Raw genomic sequence first — 16242 nt, forward strand, 5'->3', positions numbered from 1 at the left:
CCCCGCTCCGCACAGCGTCTTTCTTCTAGTTTCTAATTCAGCTTTTGCAATTAGCTGTTTTCTGCCAGGAATTATGAGACGTGGTAGTGGATGCATTCGCTGTAAGAACCACGTTATTATTAGCATCAATTGCCCAGCTTTGAGCTTCTACAATTGGAGTTGGTGTTGAGTTGGTAGAATTGCTCGAAACAGATGGAGTAGAGGGGCGATCTGCTTTAGGGATGAGAGTAACTAAATTTACCTGCACGGCATCAGTGCTGAGAGTTTCACCTGGATTTTGGGGCAAGCCGCCGCGACCAGTGATAATAAATTCGCTCTGCTGTTGACTTCCACCTGGAGTACAAGCCTGCGCCACCTCGGTATCAACTGGTACTGTTGGCAGTTCAACCAAGCCACTATTAGGGTCAGTGTCGAGTGTATTCAGTTCTACGGTACCACTGAACTCAGGACTTGCTCCAGTAGCAGTGATGTCACTGGTGCGATCGTCTGCCCGATCTCGAAACTGTGTACCAAAGATACCTTGGGCATTGATTCGTACATTTCCGCCTCGGAAGTTAGCAGAATTGGCGCTGATGTCACTATTTTCAAAAGCAATTAGGAAATCGGTGTCAATGTTAATGTTGCCGCCGATGACATTTTCTCCTGTTGCGTTGGTGAAGATGTTGCTATTGCGACTCATGATCAAATCTTGTGAGTTAATGTTAATTGTCGCCTGCTCAGAGTTAGGGTCAACTTGAGCGCTGCGTGTATTAGCGCTGAGTAAGCCATCGTTGTTTAAACGGATAGAGCGAGCATTTAATGTCATGGTGCCTGCGGTTCCTGTTCCCAGACTCTGCACACCTACTGCAGCTCCATCTTGAACTAGCAAGGTATCAGTTTTCATCGTCAAATCACCTGCATTCCCTGTTGAGTTTCGTGCTGTGGAAGCAAACAAGCCACTGGGAACCTGACTATCAGCGCCTGTCCCAATTAGTTGCACGTTTTGAGCATCAACGGTCAAATTACCCCCCTTGCCCGCACCAAATGTACTAACACTCACCTGTGCTCCATTTTGAACTAGCAAAGTATTAGTGTCGATCGTCAAATCACCTGCATTCCCTATTGAGTTTCGCCCTGCAGAAGCAGCCAATCTACTGACAAACTGATTATCAGCGCTTCTACCAATCAGTTGTATATTTTGGGCATCAACCCTTAAATTACCCCCCTTGCCCGCACCAAATGTACTAGCACTCACCTGTGCCCCATCTCGCACTAGCAAGGTATTAGTGTCGATCGTCAAATCACCCGCATCCCCTGTTGAGTTTCGCTCGGCGGAAGCAAACAAACTACTGGCAACCCGACTATCGGCGCTAATACCAATCAGTTGTATATTTTGGGCATCAACCCTTAAATTACCCCCCTTGCCCGCACCAAATGTACCAGCACTCACCTGTGCTCCATCTCGCACTAGCAAGGTATTAGTTTTTATCGTCAAATCACCTGCATCCTTTGTTGAGTTTCGCTCGGCGGAAGCAGCCAAACTACTGGCAAACCGATTATCAGCGCTTCTACCAATCAGTTGTACATCTTGGGCATCAACCCTTAAATTTCCTCCCTTGCCCGTACCAAATGTACTAGCACTGACCTGTGCCCCATCTCGCAATAGTAAGGTATTAGTCTTAATCGTCAAATCACCCGCATCCCCTGTTGAGTTTGGCTGTGCGGAAGTACTTAAGCCACTGGGAAACCGACTATCAGCGCCTGTCCCAATCAGTTGCACATCTTGGGCATTAACGGTCAATTTTCCCCCCTTGCCCTTACCAGATGTAATAGCACTGACCTGTGCTCCATCTCGCAATAGTAAGGTATTAGTCTTAATCGTCAAATCACCCGCATCCCCTGTTGAGTTTCGCCCTGCAGAAGCACTCAAGCCGCTAATCTGACCATCCGCTGATGCACCAATTACTTGTACATATTGGGCATCAACGGTCAAATTCCCCCCCTTGCCCTCACCAAATGTACCAGCACCCACCTGTGCTCCACCCTCAACCTGTAACTTGCTTGCACTAATATTGACATTTCCTCCCTGTCCGCTTGCTTCTACTAACATCTGATTAGCAATGGAACTATCACTGTTAAGGTTTATTGTTCCGGTTGCATTAATATCGATATTTCCGGCCTTACTATTATTAGAACCCAGTCCACTCTCTATACCTGCAAGCAGGAAACTCCTTCCTGTCATCTCTAAATTTCGGGCATTAACTGCGATACTACCACCATCACTAGCAGTAACTCTTACTCTCGTGCCATTGCTAAGGAAAACATTACTTCTCTCTACATTATTGGGAAAACTCAAACTTAGATTATTACCATCTCCATTCAACCCAACTGTTCCCGCACCTGCTAACCCACCTAACTCGACTCGCCCACCAAAAGCATACAATCCTCCACCATTCATATTGATATCACCGCCTACCAACAGCAAATTCTTGCCATCTGGTACACGTAAACCCCCAGCAGTAAACTGAGAAGATGGATTTAAGCCGGAGGGAGCAACTGAGTTATTTTCGATGGATGCGGTTTTGATTTGATTGAATAGTAAGGCGGAAGGATTGACTGTCAGCAGGGATGAAGCAGTTTCTGGATTTGAAGCACTGAAAAAACCTCGATCGCCAAATCCAATTGCATTAGCTGTTGTCCCAACAAACGATCCCCCAACATCTAAACGGGCGTTCGCTCCAAAGATAATGCCTCTGGGGTTGATTAGAAACAGGTTAGCACTACCCCCCGACACACCAAGTGTTCCAAAAATATTAGAGGGATTAGCCCCTGTTACCCTAGTCAGGATATTTTCAATTCCAGCTGGGTTATTGAAATAAGCCGCTCGCCCTTCACCGACATTAAATTCTTGAAAACTGTGGAACAGGTTAGCGCCTCTGGTTGCGCCACCATCGATCGCGTCAACTGTGCCTGTTGATGTAACTGTAGAATTTTCACTACCTAGTGTAGTATCAGGGGTAATTTGGGCATAGGCGCAATTTTCCCCAGCAGCGATCGCTCCTCCAGTCGTTAAAAAACTTGCTAGTCCTAAATGCCAACTCCAACTCCTCCAGCTAATATTCATTTGGTGAATTTGCCTCCTTATCAGCAGAAGTAGTTGAGTTCACCACTGTCATCAATTCGATTAAATAGAAATCAAATTTATAGATAGCTACAGTCAGTTATGAACGAGTGCGATTGGTATTTATTCGCTTATAAACTAGTTAAAGAATTCAGCTTTGATTGAGGCTCGGTAAATTCAATGGCTTTCATTAAAGTGTTGCCGAGAAAGTAGCTGCGAGCGCAATTATTATTTATTTGAACTTACTTAACAACTGTAATCTTTTGAAAATTTTATACCTAAAATAAATTCGATCGATGAGTACATAAACTTATATCAGTATTTTTTCTACGTCTATTGCATTTTTTTAGACACGAGCGTTTGCTTGTTGGAGTCTGTCACGGAAAAAACATAAACTCTAGAGTTAGTATAAGAAAATTATCTAAGTATGTTTCAATTGTCTAGCTTACATCCTTCAGACTGAGTTAAATCCTTTATTAAGGAAAATAAAAAACAAAATACTTGGAGATATGTTTCAAACGTTAAATTACCTTGTGCAGTCATCGTAAAATTGTAAGTTTAGCTTCACATGGGAGTATTTCACAGTAAAGTCAGTCGGCGATCGCTCACAGCGATCGATGAAAATCTCTTTTCTGCTGATTTCAAAGTAATATGAGGCATTGTTAAAGAATACTTTTGCTATAAATTCAGTACGCGCAGTTTATGACGAAGTTTTAGGGGCGTGGCAATTGGTAGGGGATTGCCTAGAACTATGAGGTGTACTAGTGGCAGAGGCTGTAAGCACCACATCACCATTTGCAGCGATCGCCCAGCCTTGAGCTTCTATAATCGGAGTTAATGTTGAGTTAGTGGAATTGGTCGGAAGAGATGAAGTAGAGGGGCGATCGACTTGGGGGTTAAGAGTAACTAAATCTACCTGCACGGCATCAGTGCTTAGAGCTTCCCCTGGATTTTGGGGTAAGCCACCGCGACCAGTGACGACAAATTCGCTTTGTGCTTGATTTCCACTTGGAGTACAAGTTTGTGCTACTCTAGCTTCAACTAGTTGGACTGGCAGGTTGATTAGCCCACTATTAAATTCAATACCTGGCGTGTTGATTTGTACAGTGCCGTTTATCCCAAACTCAGAACTTGCGGTAATATCATTTTCTGGAGTTAGCTGTGAACGGTACTCTAGTCCATAAATGCCAGAGGAATCGATCGCGATATTTCCTCCCCGTCCTTGAAAGGCATTGGCACTGATGTCGCTATTTTCACTAGGTACAGCGACGATGAAGCCCTGAGAAGCATCAATATTAATATTGCCACCATTACCACCAGCTTGTGCCATGCCTGCGGTGGTAGAAATTTGAGCGCCACGACGCAGAAGGAGTAAATCAGTTTGTAAGTTGATGTCGCCACCGTTACCCGATGCAGATTCGGCGTTGAGCGTGCCAGTGTTGTCTAGGGTAACTCTAGGTGAGGTGACGATAATATCTCCAGCAGTGCCCGTCGTACTTCCAGAGAAAACGGACAAGCCACTGTTCAAGTTAGAACTTTTGCCAGAGATGGTGAAAAAATCAGCAGCATTAACTTTGATTCTGCCTGCATTCCCTTGTCCCCCTGTTGAGGCAGAAAGTCGAGCGCCATCGCGTAACGAGAAGGAACCAGAATCGATAGTAATATTACCCCCATTGCCAACTGTCCCGGTGTCCACAAAGCTGCCAATCCCACTAATAAAACCATTTTTCTCCCCAGCAATATCAACTTTCCCAGTAACATTCACATTGACATTCCCTGCATCACCCTGTCCTGCTGGCTGGATATCAGATGCTTCACGAGTAAAGGTTAGCAGTTGAGCGCCATCAATTAATGATAGTGTTGCAGCATTGATGTCGATATTGCCACCTTTACCTACACCAGAAGCTTGCACCGTACTGAAGATGTAAGCATTACTAGCGAGGGAAACAGCATCTGTTGCACGCACCGTCACATTCCCCGCATTCCCTTGTCCATATGTTGAGGCTACAAGTTGAGCGCCATCGCGTAATGACAAAAAACCAGAATCGATACTAATATTGCCCCCATTGCCAACTGTCCCTGTTTCCACCGTACTGAAAATCCCACTAACAAAACCATTTTTCTCCCCAGCAATATCAACTGACCCAGTAACATTAATATTGACATTCCCCGCATCTCCCCGTCCTGCTGACTGGGTATCAGATGCACTAAGAGTGGCAGTTTGCAGTTGAGCGCCATCAATTAGTGACACTTTTGTAGCATTGATGTTGATATTACCACCCTTACCGACACCCCCTGCTTCCACCGTGCTGAGGATCTCAGCATCTGCAAGGGAAACAGCATCGAGTGCCCACATTGTCACATTTCCCGCATTCCCTTGTCCATAAGTTGAGGCAGAAAGTTGAGCGCCATCTCGTAACGAGAAAGAACCAGAATCGATAGTAATATTACCCCCATTACCTTTTGACCCCAAACGCACTTGATTGCCAACTATGCTCCCAGTGCCTGCAACTTTGATTTCCCCAGTAGCATTGAGCGTAATATCTCCTGCAACAGTTTCAGGTGTCCCCAAACCTCGCCCAATACCACCGCTTAAAATACTTCCTCCCAAAATCTCTAGATTCCTGGCATTGACTGCAATATTACCGCCACCAGCCCCAGCTACATATATACCTGCTCGATCAGTAAGGGATACCTCAGCTCGCGCAACATTTTCAGGAAATCTCAAGCTGAGATTATCGCCATCTACACCCAGCAAGACAGTACCAGGTTCACCCAACCCTCCTAACTCAACTCGTCCACCATTAGCATTTAATCGTCCCCCGTTTATGCTGACGTTACCACCCACCAGCAGTAAGTTCTTACCATCTGGTACTCGTAAACCTAATGCGTTTAAGCCTGCTGGATCTGCTCCTGCGGGTGCAATTGAGTTATTTTGAATTGCAGCGTTTTGATTAATCTGATTAAACAGCAATGCTGAAGGATTAATAGTCAACAACGGTGAAGGGATATTTTTATCAGTAGCACTAAAAAAACCTCGATCGCCAAATCCAATTGCATTAGCTGTTGTCCCAACAAACGATCCCCCAACATCTAAACGGGCGTTCGCTCCAAAGATAATGCCTCTGGGGTTGATTAGAAACAGGTTAGCACTACCCCCCGACACACCAAGTGTTCCAAAAATATTAGAGGGATTAGCCCCTGTTACCCTAGTCAGGATATTTTCAATTCCAGCTGGGTTATTGAAATAAGCCGCTCGCCCTTCACCGACATTAAATTCTTGAAAACTGTGGAACAGGTTAGCGCCTCTGGTTGCGCCACCATCGATCGCGTCAACTGTGCCTATTGATGTAACTGTAGAATTTTCACTACCTAGTGTAGTATCAGGGGTAATTTGGGCATAGGCGCAATTTTCCCCAGCAGCGATCGCTCCCCCAATAATTACGCAACTTGCTAGTGCCAATTGACTGCCCCAATTCTTCGGGCTAGTAATCATTTGGTATTGCCTCCACAGAGGAACAGTCGAGCGAACTACAGTCCATAACCAATCACAATAAACAAAAAGCCAACAATATGATTACTCTTCAAGTTAAGAATAGTTACATCCCAACGTCCTCTGCTTGCCTCTTAGCGATCGCGGCATTTATGTACCAAAAATTACAATCAACCTCTACCTTTTCACGGTCTTTAATTCATTAAAAGCTTGAATCATTTTCTTTCTCGATTCTGTCTAAAGCCTTCTTGGCTTTAAAAACAACTTTCAAATAGGCTAAGTGACTATTCCATGCAGACCGAGGTAACAAAGGCGCTCTAGAGTCTACTTGAATCTTAGACTCAGCAACAGTCGTATTTTCTTCAGGGATAAAATCAGTAGAGATATCATTCATAAAACTGCTACAACCAAACGCTTTAACAACTTCAAACAGCCAAAAATGGTACTGAATTTGCTTTCTCTTTCCAACTTTCTGACCATTGAATGCGATCGCTACTAAACTGGAGCGGCTCGTTTTCTGGCAAAGGACTATTAATTGGTTCCTCGATTAAAGTAAACTCTCCATTATCAAAAGGTTTCCCCTCCGCCCCTGCTTTTTGAAACACTCGTTCGCGAATACCGCGTTTTGCTTGCGTCAGGGCGCGGTGATGGCAGTAAGGATTGTTACCTCGCTTGTTAAAGAAGACGTGAGCAGTCCAACTACAACCACCACGACAGAGTTGGGCAAATTCGCAAGTCTTGCAGAAACCCCACAAATGTTCTGTCCCTTTGGGAGTACCAGACCCCAAATTAAACCGCAGTTCCTCAGTTTCTTCAACAATTGTCCGCAATGAATAGTCGCGGATATTACCTCCGGTGTAGGCAGAAGTAGGCAGTGAGGGACAACCTTTAATCGCACCATCTGCCTCAATACCCAAAGTAGACAGTCCCGCATTGCACCCCTGCCAAAAAGACCAAGTATCTCCTCCTCGTAGCAGTCTTTCGTAGGGACCATAATAGCCGATATTATTTCCTGGCTGAACCTGCACTCCTTCACGACTTGCTCTTTGAGCAACACGAGCAATCATGGGGTATACATCTAGTAGTTCATAGGGTTGCAGAAGAATTTCGCTATTATCTGCTGCATTACCCATCGGTACAGTTAACTGGATCTGCCAAGCAAAAACGCCAGCATCGCGGATATGCTCGTATATAAGAGGAAATTCTGGTGCAGATAGGCGATTGATTTGAGTATTGCAACCAAAGGGAATACCTGCTTCCTTAAGATGACTCATGGTTTTAAACGCCCATTGCCAGGAACCGTTTTTACCACGCAGGCGATCGTGTGTCGCTTCTAAGCCATCGACAGAGACAGAAACCACGCTAATTCCAGCTGCTTTCATCCGGCGTGCTGTGTCCAAGGAAATACCAAAACCCCCAGTTGTCATACCGCAAAGCATTCCAGCAGAGGTAATAGCAGAGGCAATTTCCAGCCAATCAGGACGCAGAAAAGCTTCACCTCCAATTAGGGTAACTTCTGTAATTCCAACTTCTGCTAGTTGTTTGACTAGATCGAGGGCTTCTTCTGTGGAAAGTTCTTTTGCCCGTGTATGACCAGCACGAGAACCGCAGTGCTGACAGGCTAGATTGCACTTGAGCGTGATTTCCCACACTGCATAACTAATTCGACGGTAGGTCATTGTAATACCCTTAACTAATTTATTTAGATTGGGACGGTACAAATAAATCCGCCCCAAAAAACTTCAGCTTATGGCTTCAACTGGCAAAAGTTTTATTCTGCTCTGACAATTCCATATATAGGCTGAGGATAAGTAGGCGGCCATTTAATCGGTAGTCGAGGAACTCCATAAAGTGGCTGTACAGCAATCCCGCCAAAAACAGCTGCCAATTCTTTTTCATCTAAATCTTGGAGTTCACTATCATTAGTGTCTGACTCTAACACCTGGGCAGTAAATTCTTCAAACTCTTCTTGAGTAAAATTGTAGCCATTATCTTTGACAATTTGGCTACATTCATCCTTGTTTTTAACTTCTTGAATTTGAGCGCGAAAAACTTCATCGTTTCCTAACCTTTCATAAAAGGCTATAACGTTTTCTAAGGACATAATTCTCTCCTTACATTACATTTAGTGTTGCTAGCCGACACGTTAGTTCAAACTGGTTGTGGTTCTCTTTAATAACTTGTAGGCATTGCCTACAAGCTGCTTTCCCTCTTGTTACCATCGTCGGCAATCTCTGCGTATAAAACAAGGTAGCTATCTTTTATTAAAATTTAAATCATTTCAAATTGTAATTACAACAATTAGAACCATATAAAATAAACATAAGTACAGTAATTATGTTCTGAGTTTTTCTCAAATTAACTAGTATCTTTGTAAATTTAAGTAACTATACTCAACATGCTTGGTAAGCTATCCTGGGCTAAGCTGCTGAAATCAGCCTATCTAATCCAGAGCAAGTAAACAAAATATAATAAGTTTTGTTTGAAGATAAATATTTGAAATTCTCGATAGAAAACCTACATCTAGCTTGACATAGATGTAGGTAAAGTAGAAAGTGCAAAAAAATTGTGCTAACAGGAGTTACACTAAACAGCTTTTTGCCTAACTAATCTAAGGTCAAACATTGCTACTCAATTTTCGATTTTTTTCAATCAAAAATCTAAGATAGTTTGACCATCTTATTAAGATTACTCAGCACGCAAAGCAGAGGCGCTATTTGCTTGTAGCCAAGCTAGAAAGAGGGATTCCAAGACTTGCTCTCTGATTTCACTTAGTTCAGCAGGGAACCATTTTTCAATTCTCAGGATGTGATAACCAAGTTTCGTTTGCACAGGTTCAATCACCTCGCCTTCTTTTGCTTCAGCAATAGCCTGTGCAATTTCCGGCATTAGTTCTTTTAGAAAGCGAATACCAACAAAGCCACCATTTTCTTTTGACTTCTTACCCTTTGAGTGTAAGAGCGCTAAAGTACAAAAAGAAGCATTTGACTCTCGAATTGCATAAGTTACTTTTAGAGCATTTGTCAAGTCATCCACTAAAATCTGAGAAAGGGCTACACGTTTATAATCATTGCGATTGCTTAAATAATGAGCGTCTACACTGTCTCCAAACAAATGTTCTTTTAACTTATTTGTGAGTAGTGTTATTCTGATACCTTGAGTCCAATCTTCTACAGTAATTCGCTGCTTTTCAAACCATATGAGGGTTTCAGAAGCTCCTAGTAATTTATGTTCTAGGCGAAATGCATCTCCGGCTACTTGCAAATCCTCATCGGACACAGTAACACCGAGGCGATCGCAAACGTCTAAAATTAGTGCATCACGTTCGGCTAAAGCAGCAATTTCAGCAAGTTTGTAAGAGCAGCGCAGGTAAGCAATAATATCTTCATTTGTTGCTGGGAAAATTTTTGGCAGTGCAAACTCCTGCTCAGGTTTTAATTCAGTTGTTGACAAAGTTTCAATCATTAGGTTTTTTCTCCCAAGAAATGGTATGTATCTAGAACTCTAGTGCTAGAGTAGGACGGATGGGACGCGGAAGCGAAGGTTTACAGAAGGGACTAAGTACTGTTGGATAGCACCGAGGACTGTGTGGTAGTGTCCTTATACCGCCGTTAATACTGCCTATTTCGTTATCAAATAACTCGGTCATAAAGCTTTCAGAGTCTTTGAACAACTCAGAACCAGCAGGGTACAGGTTGGAAATCTGAATACTTGCCATTTGAAACTTCCTCCTTAGTAAAGTGACTTAGATTGCGATCGCGCTATGTCAGGTTTTTCCAAACTTTATTTCATGGCTTTGTCCTCCTTGATAAGTAGTAATTGTGCTGGCATCGCTTCTTAAACTTGGTAAAGTAGTCGCTCAGGTGAAAATTCTTGAATTCTCAACTTGTTACGATGCAAATCACCGTAAAGGTTGAGGTAGTCAACTTCAGCGGGTGTGAGTTTGCCCTGTTGAACTCCAGCGATCGCCGCATCAACTTCTTCCCGCCTCCTCAAACCTGTTAAGCAAACATCGACACAATTTTGACTTAAGGAGTAGCGGTATAAATCAGGGACAGTAGGTTGCCAACACGCTTCTGGTAAACCAGGAGGGGCATCCCAGAGCGGACCTGTGTGAGAGCCTGTAGATTTGAACGTGACGATGCCTGGTCGCTGTGGATTTTGGGCATCCAGTTGATTGAATACCTGACTTTGGGCAGAGCGATGAGCAACATTATGTCTGACCATTACCACATCTAACAGGGGGCTATGCGACCACTGTTGAGCTAGATTAACATCGTGGAAAGAAGCACCAATATAGCGAACAGCTCCCATTTTTTTGAGCCGCTCTGAAGTGCCAAACATTCTTTCGATAGTCCGCTGATAGACAGAGTTGGAGCCTGTCAAATCAGGGGAAAGCTGCAAGCAATCCTGCAAAGCCGCTCCATCATGCGAACCAATCCAGCCCCAAAACAACACGTCGATGTAGTCAATCTCCAGCTCCTCGAACTGATCGATTAAAGCGGCGAGTGCCATTTCTGGGCTTTTGATGTAAGTCACGGTTGCCAACACCACTTTCTCGCGCACTGAGGAACCACGCCCACATAGTTGGCGTAGCGCCCCAGACATTGGACTGTAGATATAGTGGTGCAGGTCACTAGAGTAGAAAAAGTAGTTAATTCCCCGCTCGAAAGCATAAAGGGTATCCTCACTGGAGATGCTACCGCCGCCGCCTAAGCCGAGACAGCTGACTGTTAAATCAGTCCGCCCCAGTTTGCGGTAAAATGGAAAATCCGACTCTGGGAAGTTATCAGCTGCATGGTTGACTTCGCTGGCTGAGACTACTTTAGGCGGCGCGAGATCGGTTAGTTTCATAGGTCTAATGGCGTGTAGATGTCTTCAGAGTTGGCATTGAGATAAGCACGCTGCCAGTCAATCTTTAGGAGGGAGAACTGCTGGAGGATAGCGTTCATCCGACTCTCAATCGATTCATTACCTTTTTGCCGCGCTTCTAGCAAGCCATTGGCAACAATTTGGCAGCGGTTCATCCCAAAACTTTCTTGAGTAGCAAATTTGTAGTCTGGTTCTTCTGCTAAACCGAGACCTGGTGCCAGCAATTTTGTGAATAAGGGCACTTCCGTCCGAAAGTGCGATCGCTCTTGTGCATAAACGATTTGAAGCACTTGCCGGACTGCTTCATAGTTGTTGCGCTCAAAGTACAGCACACCTGAGTCGTAGCGCCCGTAGTCAGAAGGGTTGTATAGACACTTAAAGGTGAAGGGAATTGTAATTTCGTTCAGCTGCTGCGTTAAGCTGCCCACGACAGCAACCGCACCTTCAGGGCTTAAATTCAAGTAGATTCTCACTATCTCAGAATCACTATCTGGATTGTGGCGATTATCTAGACCCACATTGCTGACCGCCATGTAAAACCCATTTTGCACAAAATTCCGAGGCATTCGGATAGCAACCTCCTCACCTACGGCGGCAGCTTGTTCTGCTGGTTGTAAATGTTTTTCACGCTCAATGTGCAAGGTAAGACCGCCCTTTGTCACGGCGAGACTACTATCACTCTCCTGACGCAGCACAAACCAACCTGGGTCAAAATAACCTTCTCCGTTATTGCTTTTATGCAAGCGATCGTAAAACTCCAGGTCTACCCCAAAGAAGGTATTATTCTCTAGGTTCTGATGAAGTGCTATATTATCTGAACTTGCATCCGATGCCAGGGCAGCTTGCATCGAGCCATTGTAGTAGACGCTGTAGAGAAACCTTTGCAGTTGTAAACTCAAATACTTATTTTGCAGCTCCAAAGGGGTGCGCTCAAAGCGGGCTACCACCTCAGCAGGAAGTTCAAAGGGTACGTAATCTGGATGGCTAATACAGAAGTTGGACTGAATTTGAACCTTATTAGCAATATCTTGCAGAGAATCCAGCACTCGATCTGGTGCAACCGCTGGCAGTTGATTTGGAAGAGAATCTAGTAATTGCATAATGGTTTAAGTGCAACTAAAACTACTTAAGCAAGAGAACGGCTAGAGCGAGTGAGTTCAGATTCTGCCACTCCAAAAACAGTCAGGATTGATTGTTCTGGGCGGCACAACAAAGTCTTGGCAACCTGAAGCATACAGATACCTGCATTGCCAAAGGATTTTTCGTATTGAAGCATTGCCTGAATGCGGTGAATCAAAGTAAGCCCAGAAAACTGCACAACTCGTCTCAAAAAATCAGGGCAGCGCTCCACAATTTCTGGAAAATTATTTAAATAAGCTTTAGTCAAAGCTGCAATAGAAGGTTGAAGCATATCAAGCGGAGTCATGGCTAGGCGTAAAGATTCATCGAGAGCGATAGACTTACTAACAACCAAACTACCCAGCCAGAATTGTAGATAGCTAGTAATGATTGTTCCTAAGTCAAATGCCGGATCTCCCCAAGCAGAACGCTCCCAATCAATTATGCGAATGATGTCATTATTTGATTGCTCTGCTCTAGAAATGTTTTGCTCCCAATCCTTGTGCAGCAGAATGTTGTTCAGTTTGAGGTCATTATGCGTTAGACAACAAGGATCAAAAGCAGCGCTCAGCTCTGCGATCGCTTTTCCCAGGCTGTCATAGCGCTGATAGAGCGCAAAGAATTTAAGACCATCTGCGGGAACTCGACCGAAAATTTCCGGACTAATCCGTTCTAGTCCATGAATTAGGTTAAGAGCTTGGTCAATGGGTACATCTTCAGAATTTTCAGAGAAGAAATCCTGGTACTCCTGACGATTGAAAGTTAGGCGATGGATTGTGGCTAGAGTTGTTCCGATTGAGGTGGCGATCGCCGTTGGAAATCTCTCTTCCTCTGCATAGAAATCAGTCAGATCCTGATAGTCGTCGAGGTAGTTGAAAACAATAATTGAATGATTGGTATCAAAATGCAGTACCTCTGAGAGTAATGGACGGATGTGGTTTAGTTCTGGAAATTGTTGTAGAAATTCTTGAATTCGCCATTCATTCAAAAACTCGCCAGCCGTTTTTCCATCGCGGTCGTAACGCTCTTGTTTAACGAGAAGTTTACGATCGGATTGCAAACTCAATAGCAAATTGAAGTTTTTGGCATCTTTTAGCTCTGTTTTACTCAGGTCTGGCTCTTCCTTATTACAAAGCCCCTGGCTAACTAAATACTCTAAAACATTGTTATTACTTAACGAAAATGCCACGGTTAAAACCTCCTCAAGTATTATTTAGGGAATTCATTTCTATGTCTGATGATTTTGTCAGTAAAGCAAAGCTCGTACTTGATAGAAGAAGTGCTAAGCGGGTTTAGCACTTCTTCGCATCCTTAGACTGTCCTTGTCACAGAGGCAGCCTTCGTGAACTAAAAGCTGTTAAGGTCAGGAGTGAGCGCACTGAGTTCAGTAGTTGCCGTTACAGTATTAAACGTCGCAGCCACGACTCTACAAGCTTTTCCAGAGGCCTTCCTAGCTTTTGACACAACTTTAGAAAGGGAGAAATTCACCCCATCCACCGGGCATACTGCGACCAGGATCCTTTTGAGTACGTCGCGCCGCAGCTGAATAAGCCTTTTGATAAGTTTTTTCCACACCTCGTTTCGTAGCTGAATAGGTAGCTTTCGAGACTTTATACCCCGCTTTCGAGAGTTTCGCAGTAGATTTGATAATCCCGATTATTCCACCACTGACAACATCGAGTTCATTGTCACCCAGCTCATTCATGTAGCTTTCGGAATCAGAAAATAGCTCGGAACCAGTAGGATTGAGGTTGTCAATCTTGATAGTAGGCATATGGAAATCTCCAATTCAATAAATTTATTTTAGGTGGAATCAAACCATAGATTGTCTAATTCCTCTTCAATATTCTGGAAGTTAATCTAGAAAATCAAGAGTTTGAAACTTCTTTTCTGTGCATAACTTAAGGAGTTATGTTTTCATTTTTCACATTTAAAAAAAGTTTTTTGTTTAATAAGAATTAAAGTGTAGTGATGCGTGAACTACTCCGACTCATGCACTCTAATACTGAAGTGATATTTCTAACCTCTTGGTCGTAAGCGATCGCTGCTTCTGCCCTGTCACACCACCACTGCTTTAAAAGCGACACTTCTGACCATTCACGGAATAGTGTGAACTTTTGTAATGAAACGTGGAATTCCTGGACTTTTGATTCTGAGAAGTAAACAGAGGAAAAACAAGAAGCATCTGGATCAACTTCCAGCCTCGCATTGCAAGTTCTACCAGGAGGAATTGCTGTGGAAAAGCAGGGTCAGTATTTGACACCTTTTCAGCGAAAGCTTTTACATAAGAGTCTACAAGCCGACTTGCGTCCAGAATACCGTCGCCGGATTGAAATCATGCTGCTAGCAGATACGGGTCAATCTCAGACACAAATCTGCGAAGCCTTGGGGTGTTCTCCAGAGATGGCGCGGTACTGGATTGTTATGGCACAGACAGGAAATGCTCACCATTGGAGCGATCGCCCGATGGGACGACCCAAGACTGTGAACGAGCAATATCTCAATCACTTGAAAGAACTGGCAAGCCATAGCCCACGCGAGTATGGCTATCCGTTTCAACGCTGGACAGCGCAATGGTTAGGAAAGCATTTGGCAAAAGAACTAGGAATTAAACTTAGCAATTGCCACATCAATCGACTACTAAAACAGATGGGGCTTTCTACTCGACCAAAACTCACGACAGATGAGGCAGTAACAAATCAGCTCAGCACTGGTAATTCCAGCCTTACAATCGACGACTTGACATCTACTTCAGTGCCTGAGTCTACACAGTTTTGGCTATTCAATTCCATCCGTTGAGATTTCAACTATGGTTCAGAATTCATTCACTACATCTGTTTCTAAGCAACAGCTAGCCGAAACTCTGGGGCAAGTGCTTCCAGAACCGGAACTCGACCGCTGCCTCAAACACGCCATAATCCAAGAGCCTGCTGCTGGAAAACAGTTTTGGCAAGCAGCTGATGCCGAACCTGGAATCTATATAATTATTGCAGGCAAGGTGAGGCTACTCGATAACACCAATGACTTACTTGTAACCCTAGAGACAGGAGCATCCTTTGGTGAGAGTACTCTATTTCCGACAGGCTCCTTTCAACCTTACTCTGCCAGAGCTTCTGTTAATCTGAAGCTCTACTATCTTCCTAATTGGCTGTTACAAGACCTGAGCCACAAATATCCTTCAATTCAAAAACATCTTTATCGTCAAGCAGTACTGCGGGATTGGCTACTGTTATGTCCTCAAATTGCTGCTTTACGCAAGCTGCCTGGATTGATGAAAGCGCTATCACTGCTGGAACGGCACGAACTTCCAGTAGGTCAACTCCCATCTGCCCTCAAAAATCAGAAGCTATGGCTCCTCCGGCGGGGGCAGTTGGTGCATACTTCAGGTCTAAGCCTGACGCAGGGAAGTATTTACACGCCCTCTCTGCTAAAGGGACATTCTTGGCAAGTAGATCGACCAACTGAGCTATACAGTCTCAATGAAACTCAATGGAAGACAGCGCTGGATTACTTACCCCAGTTGGAGCAGTTGCTTTCATCTGATACCTTGCCAGTGGTAGCAGAAGAGCAGGGGGACTCGGGGTCCCCGGTTCCGAAGGAACTGGGGATAGGGGGGAGAGGGGCAGGTGTGCAGGTGGGCAGGGCAGAGGAGCAGGGG

At 44.2% G+C, this 16242-nt stretch carries 12 protein-coding genes; 2 read left to right on the top strand and 10 right to left on the bottom strand.

The features are described from left to right. Positions 1–37 precede the first annotated feature (37 nt). The 10 genes from N4J56_RS40420 to N4J56_RS40465 form a co-directional block, all read right to left on the bottom strand. A complete protein-coding gene (locus N4J56_RS40420) occupies positions 38–3103 on the bottom strand; it encodes an S-layer family protein (protein WP_317112691.1) in 3066 nt (1021 codons plus the stop codon). 697 nt (positions 3104–3800) lie between these two features. Continuing rightward, positions 3801–6596, bottom strand: a complete 2796-nt coding sequence (locus tag N4J56_RS40425) for an S-layer family protein (RefSeq protein WP_317112692.1) — start codon at positions 6594–6596, stop codon at positions 3801–3803. Positions 6597–7018: 422 nt separating this feature from the next. Next, positions 7019–8272: a nif11-class peptide radical SAM maturase 3 gene (locus tag N4J56_RS40430; protein WP_317112693.1), complete on the bottom strand. Its 1254-nt coding sequence runs from the start codon at positions 8270–8272 to the stop codon at positions 7019–7021. Positions 8273–8364: 92 nt separating this feature from the next. Next, complete coding sequence (locus N4J56_RS40435) at positions 8365–8697, bottom strand: Nif11-like leader peptide family natural product precursor (RefSeq protein WP_317112695.1); 333 nt, start codon at positions 8695–8697, stop codon at positions 8365–8367. A gap of 584 nt (positions 8698–9281) precedes the next feature. After that, positions 9282–10058, bottom strand: a complete 777-nt coding sequence (locus N4J56_RS40440; RefSeq protein ID WP_317112697.1) for a peptidylprolyl isomerase — start codon at positions 10056–10058, stop codon at positions 9282–9284. A gap of 31 nt (positions 10059–10089) precedes the next feature. Next, the gene (locus N4J56_RS40445) at positions 10090–10311 is read right to left on the bottom strand and encodes a hypothetical protein (RefSeq protein ID WP_317112699.1); all 222 of its coding nucleotides are present in this window, start codon (positions 10309–10311) and stop codon (positions 10090–10092) included. A gap of 119 nt (positions 10312–10430) precedes the next feature. Continuing rightward, the gene (locus N4J56_RS40450) at positions 10431–11447 is read right to left on the bottom strand and encodes an aldo/keto reductase (RefSeq protein ID WP_317112701.1); all 1017 of its coding nucleotides are present in this window, start codon (positions 11445–11447) and stop codon (positions 10431–10433) included. Further along, a complete protein-coding gene (locus N4J56_RS40455; protein ID WP_317112703.1) occupies positions 11444–12565 on the bottom strand; it encodes a T3SS effector HopA1 family protein in 1122 nt (373 codons plus the stop codon). The genes N4J56_RS40450 and N4J56_RS40455 overlap by 4 nt, the downstream gene beginning before the upstream one ends. A 26-nt stretch (positions 12566–12591) precedes the next feature. After that, positions 12592–13773, bottom strand: a complete 1182-nt coding sequence (locus tag N4J56_RS40460) for an aminoglycoside phosphotransferase family protein (RefSeq protein ID WP_317112704.1) — start codon at positions 13771–13773, stop codon at positions 12592–12594. 279 nt (positions 13774–14052) lie between these two features. After that, the gene (locus tag N4J56_RS40465; RefSeq protein ID WP_317112706.1) at positions 14053–14358 is read right to left on the bottom strand and encodes a hypothetical protein; all 306 of its coding nucleotides are present in this window, start codon (positions 14356–14358) and stop codon (positions 14053–14055) included. 434 nt (positions 14359–14792) lie between these two features. Between N4J56_RS40465 and N4J56_RS40470 the strand changes: the two genes are divergently transcribed. Further along, positions 14793–15383, top strand: a complete 591-nt coding sequence (locus tag N4J56_RS40470; protein ID WP_317112707.1) for a helix-turn-helix domain-containing protein — start codon at positions 14793–14795, stop codon at positions 15381–15383. Positions 15384–15393: 10 nt separating this feature from the next. Next, on the top strand, positions 15394–16242 hold an 849-nt coding region (locus N4J56_RS40475; protein WP_317112709.1), incomplete at its 3' end, for a cyclic nucleotide-binding domain-containing protein.

The sequence above is a fragment of the Chroococcidiopsis sp. SAG 2025 genome, from assembly GCF_032860985.1.
GTDB lineage: Bacteria > Cyanobacteriota > Cyanobacteriia > Cyanobacteriales > Chroococcidiopsidaceae > Chroococcidiopsis.

Bases quoted from the DNA above. Each gene is read 5' to 3' on its own strand.
- N4J56_RS40420 (WP_317112691.1), bottom strand. From the start codon at position 3,103: ATGAATATTAGCTGGAGGAGTTGGAGTTGGCATTTAGGACTAGCAAGT.
- N4J56_RS40425 (WP_317112692.1), bottom strand. From the start codon at position 6,596: ATGATTACTAGCCCGAAGAATTGGGGCAGTCAATTGGCACTAGCAAGT.
- N4J56_RS40430 (WP_317112693.1), bottom strand. From the start codon at position 8,272: ATGACCTACCGTCGAATTAGTTATGCAGTGTGGGAAATCACGCTCAAG.
- N4J56_RS40435 (WP_317112695.1), bottom strand. From the start codon at position 8,697: ATGTCCTTAGAAAACGTTATAGCCTTTTATGAAAGGTTAGGAAACGAT.
- N4J56_RS40440 (WP_317112697.1), bottom strand. From the start codon at position 10,058: ATGATTGAAACTTTGTCAACAACTGAATTAAAACCTGAGCAGGAGTTT.
- N4J56_RS40445 (WP_317112699.1), bottom strand. From the start codon at position 10,311: ATGGCAAGTATTCAGATTTCCAACCTGTACCCTGCTGGTTCTGAGTTG.
- N4J56_RS40450 (WP_317112701.1), bottom strand. From the start codon at position 11,447: ATGAAACTAACCGATCTCGCGCCGCCTAAAGTAGTCTCAGCCAGCGAA.
- N4J56_RS40455 (WP_317112703.1), bottom strand. From the start codon at position 12,565: ATGCAATTACTAGATTCTCTTCCAAATCAACTGCCAGCGGTTGCACCA.
- N4J56_RS40465 (WP_317112706.1), bottom strand. From the start codon at position 14,358: ATGCCTACTATCAAGATTGACAACCTCAATCCTACTGGTTCCGAGCTA.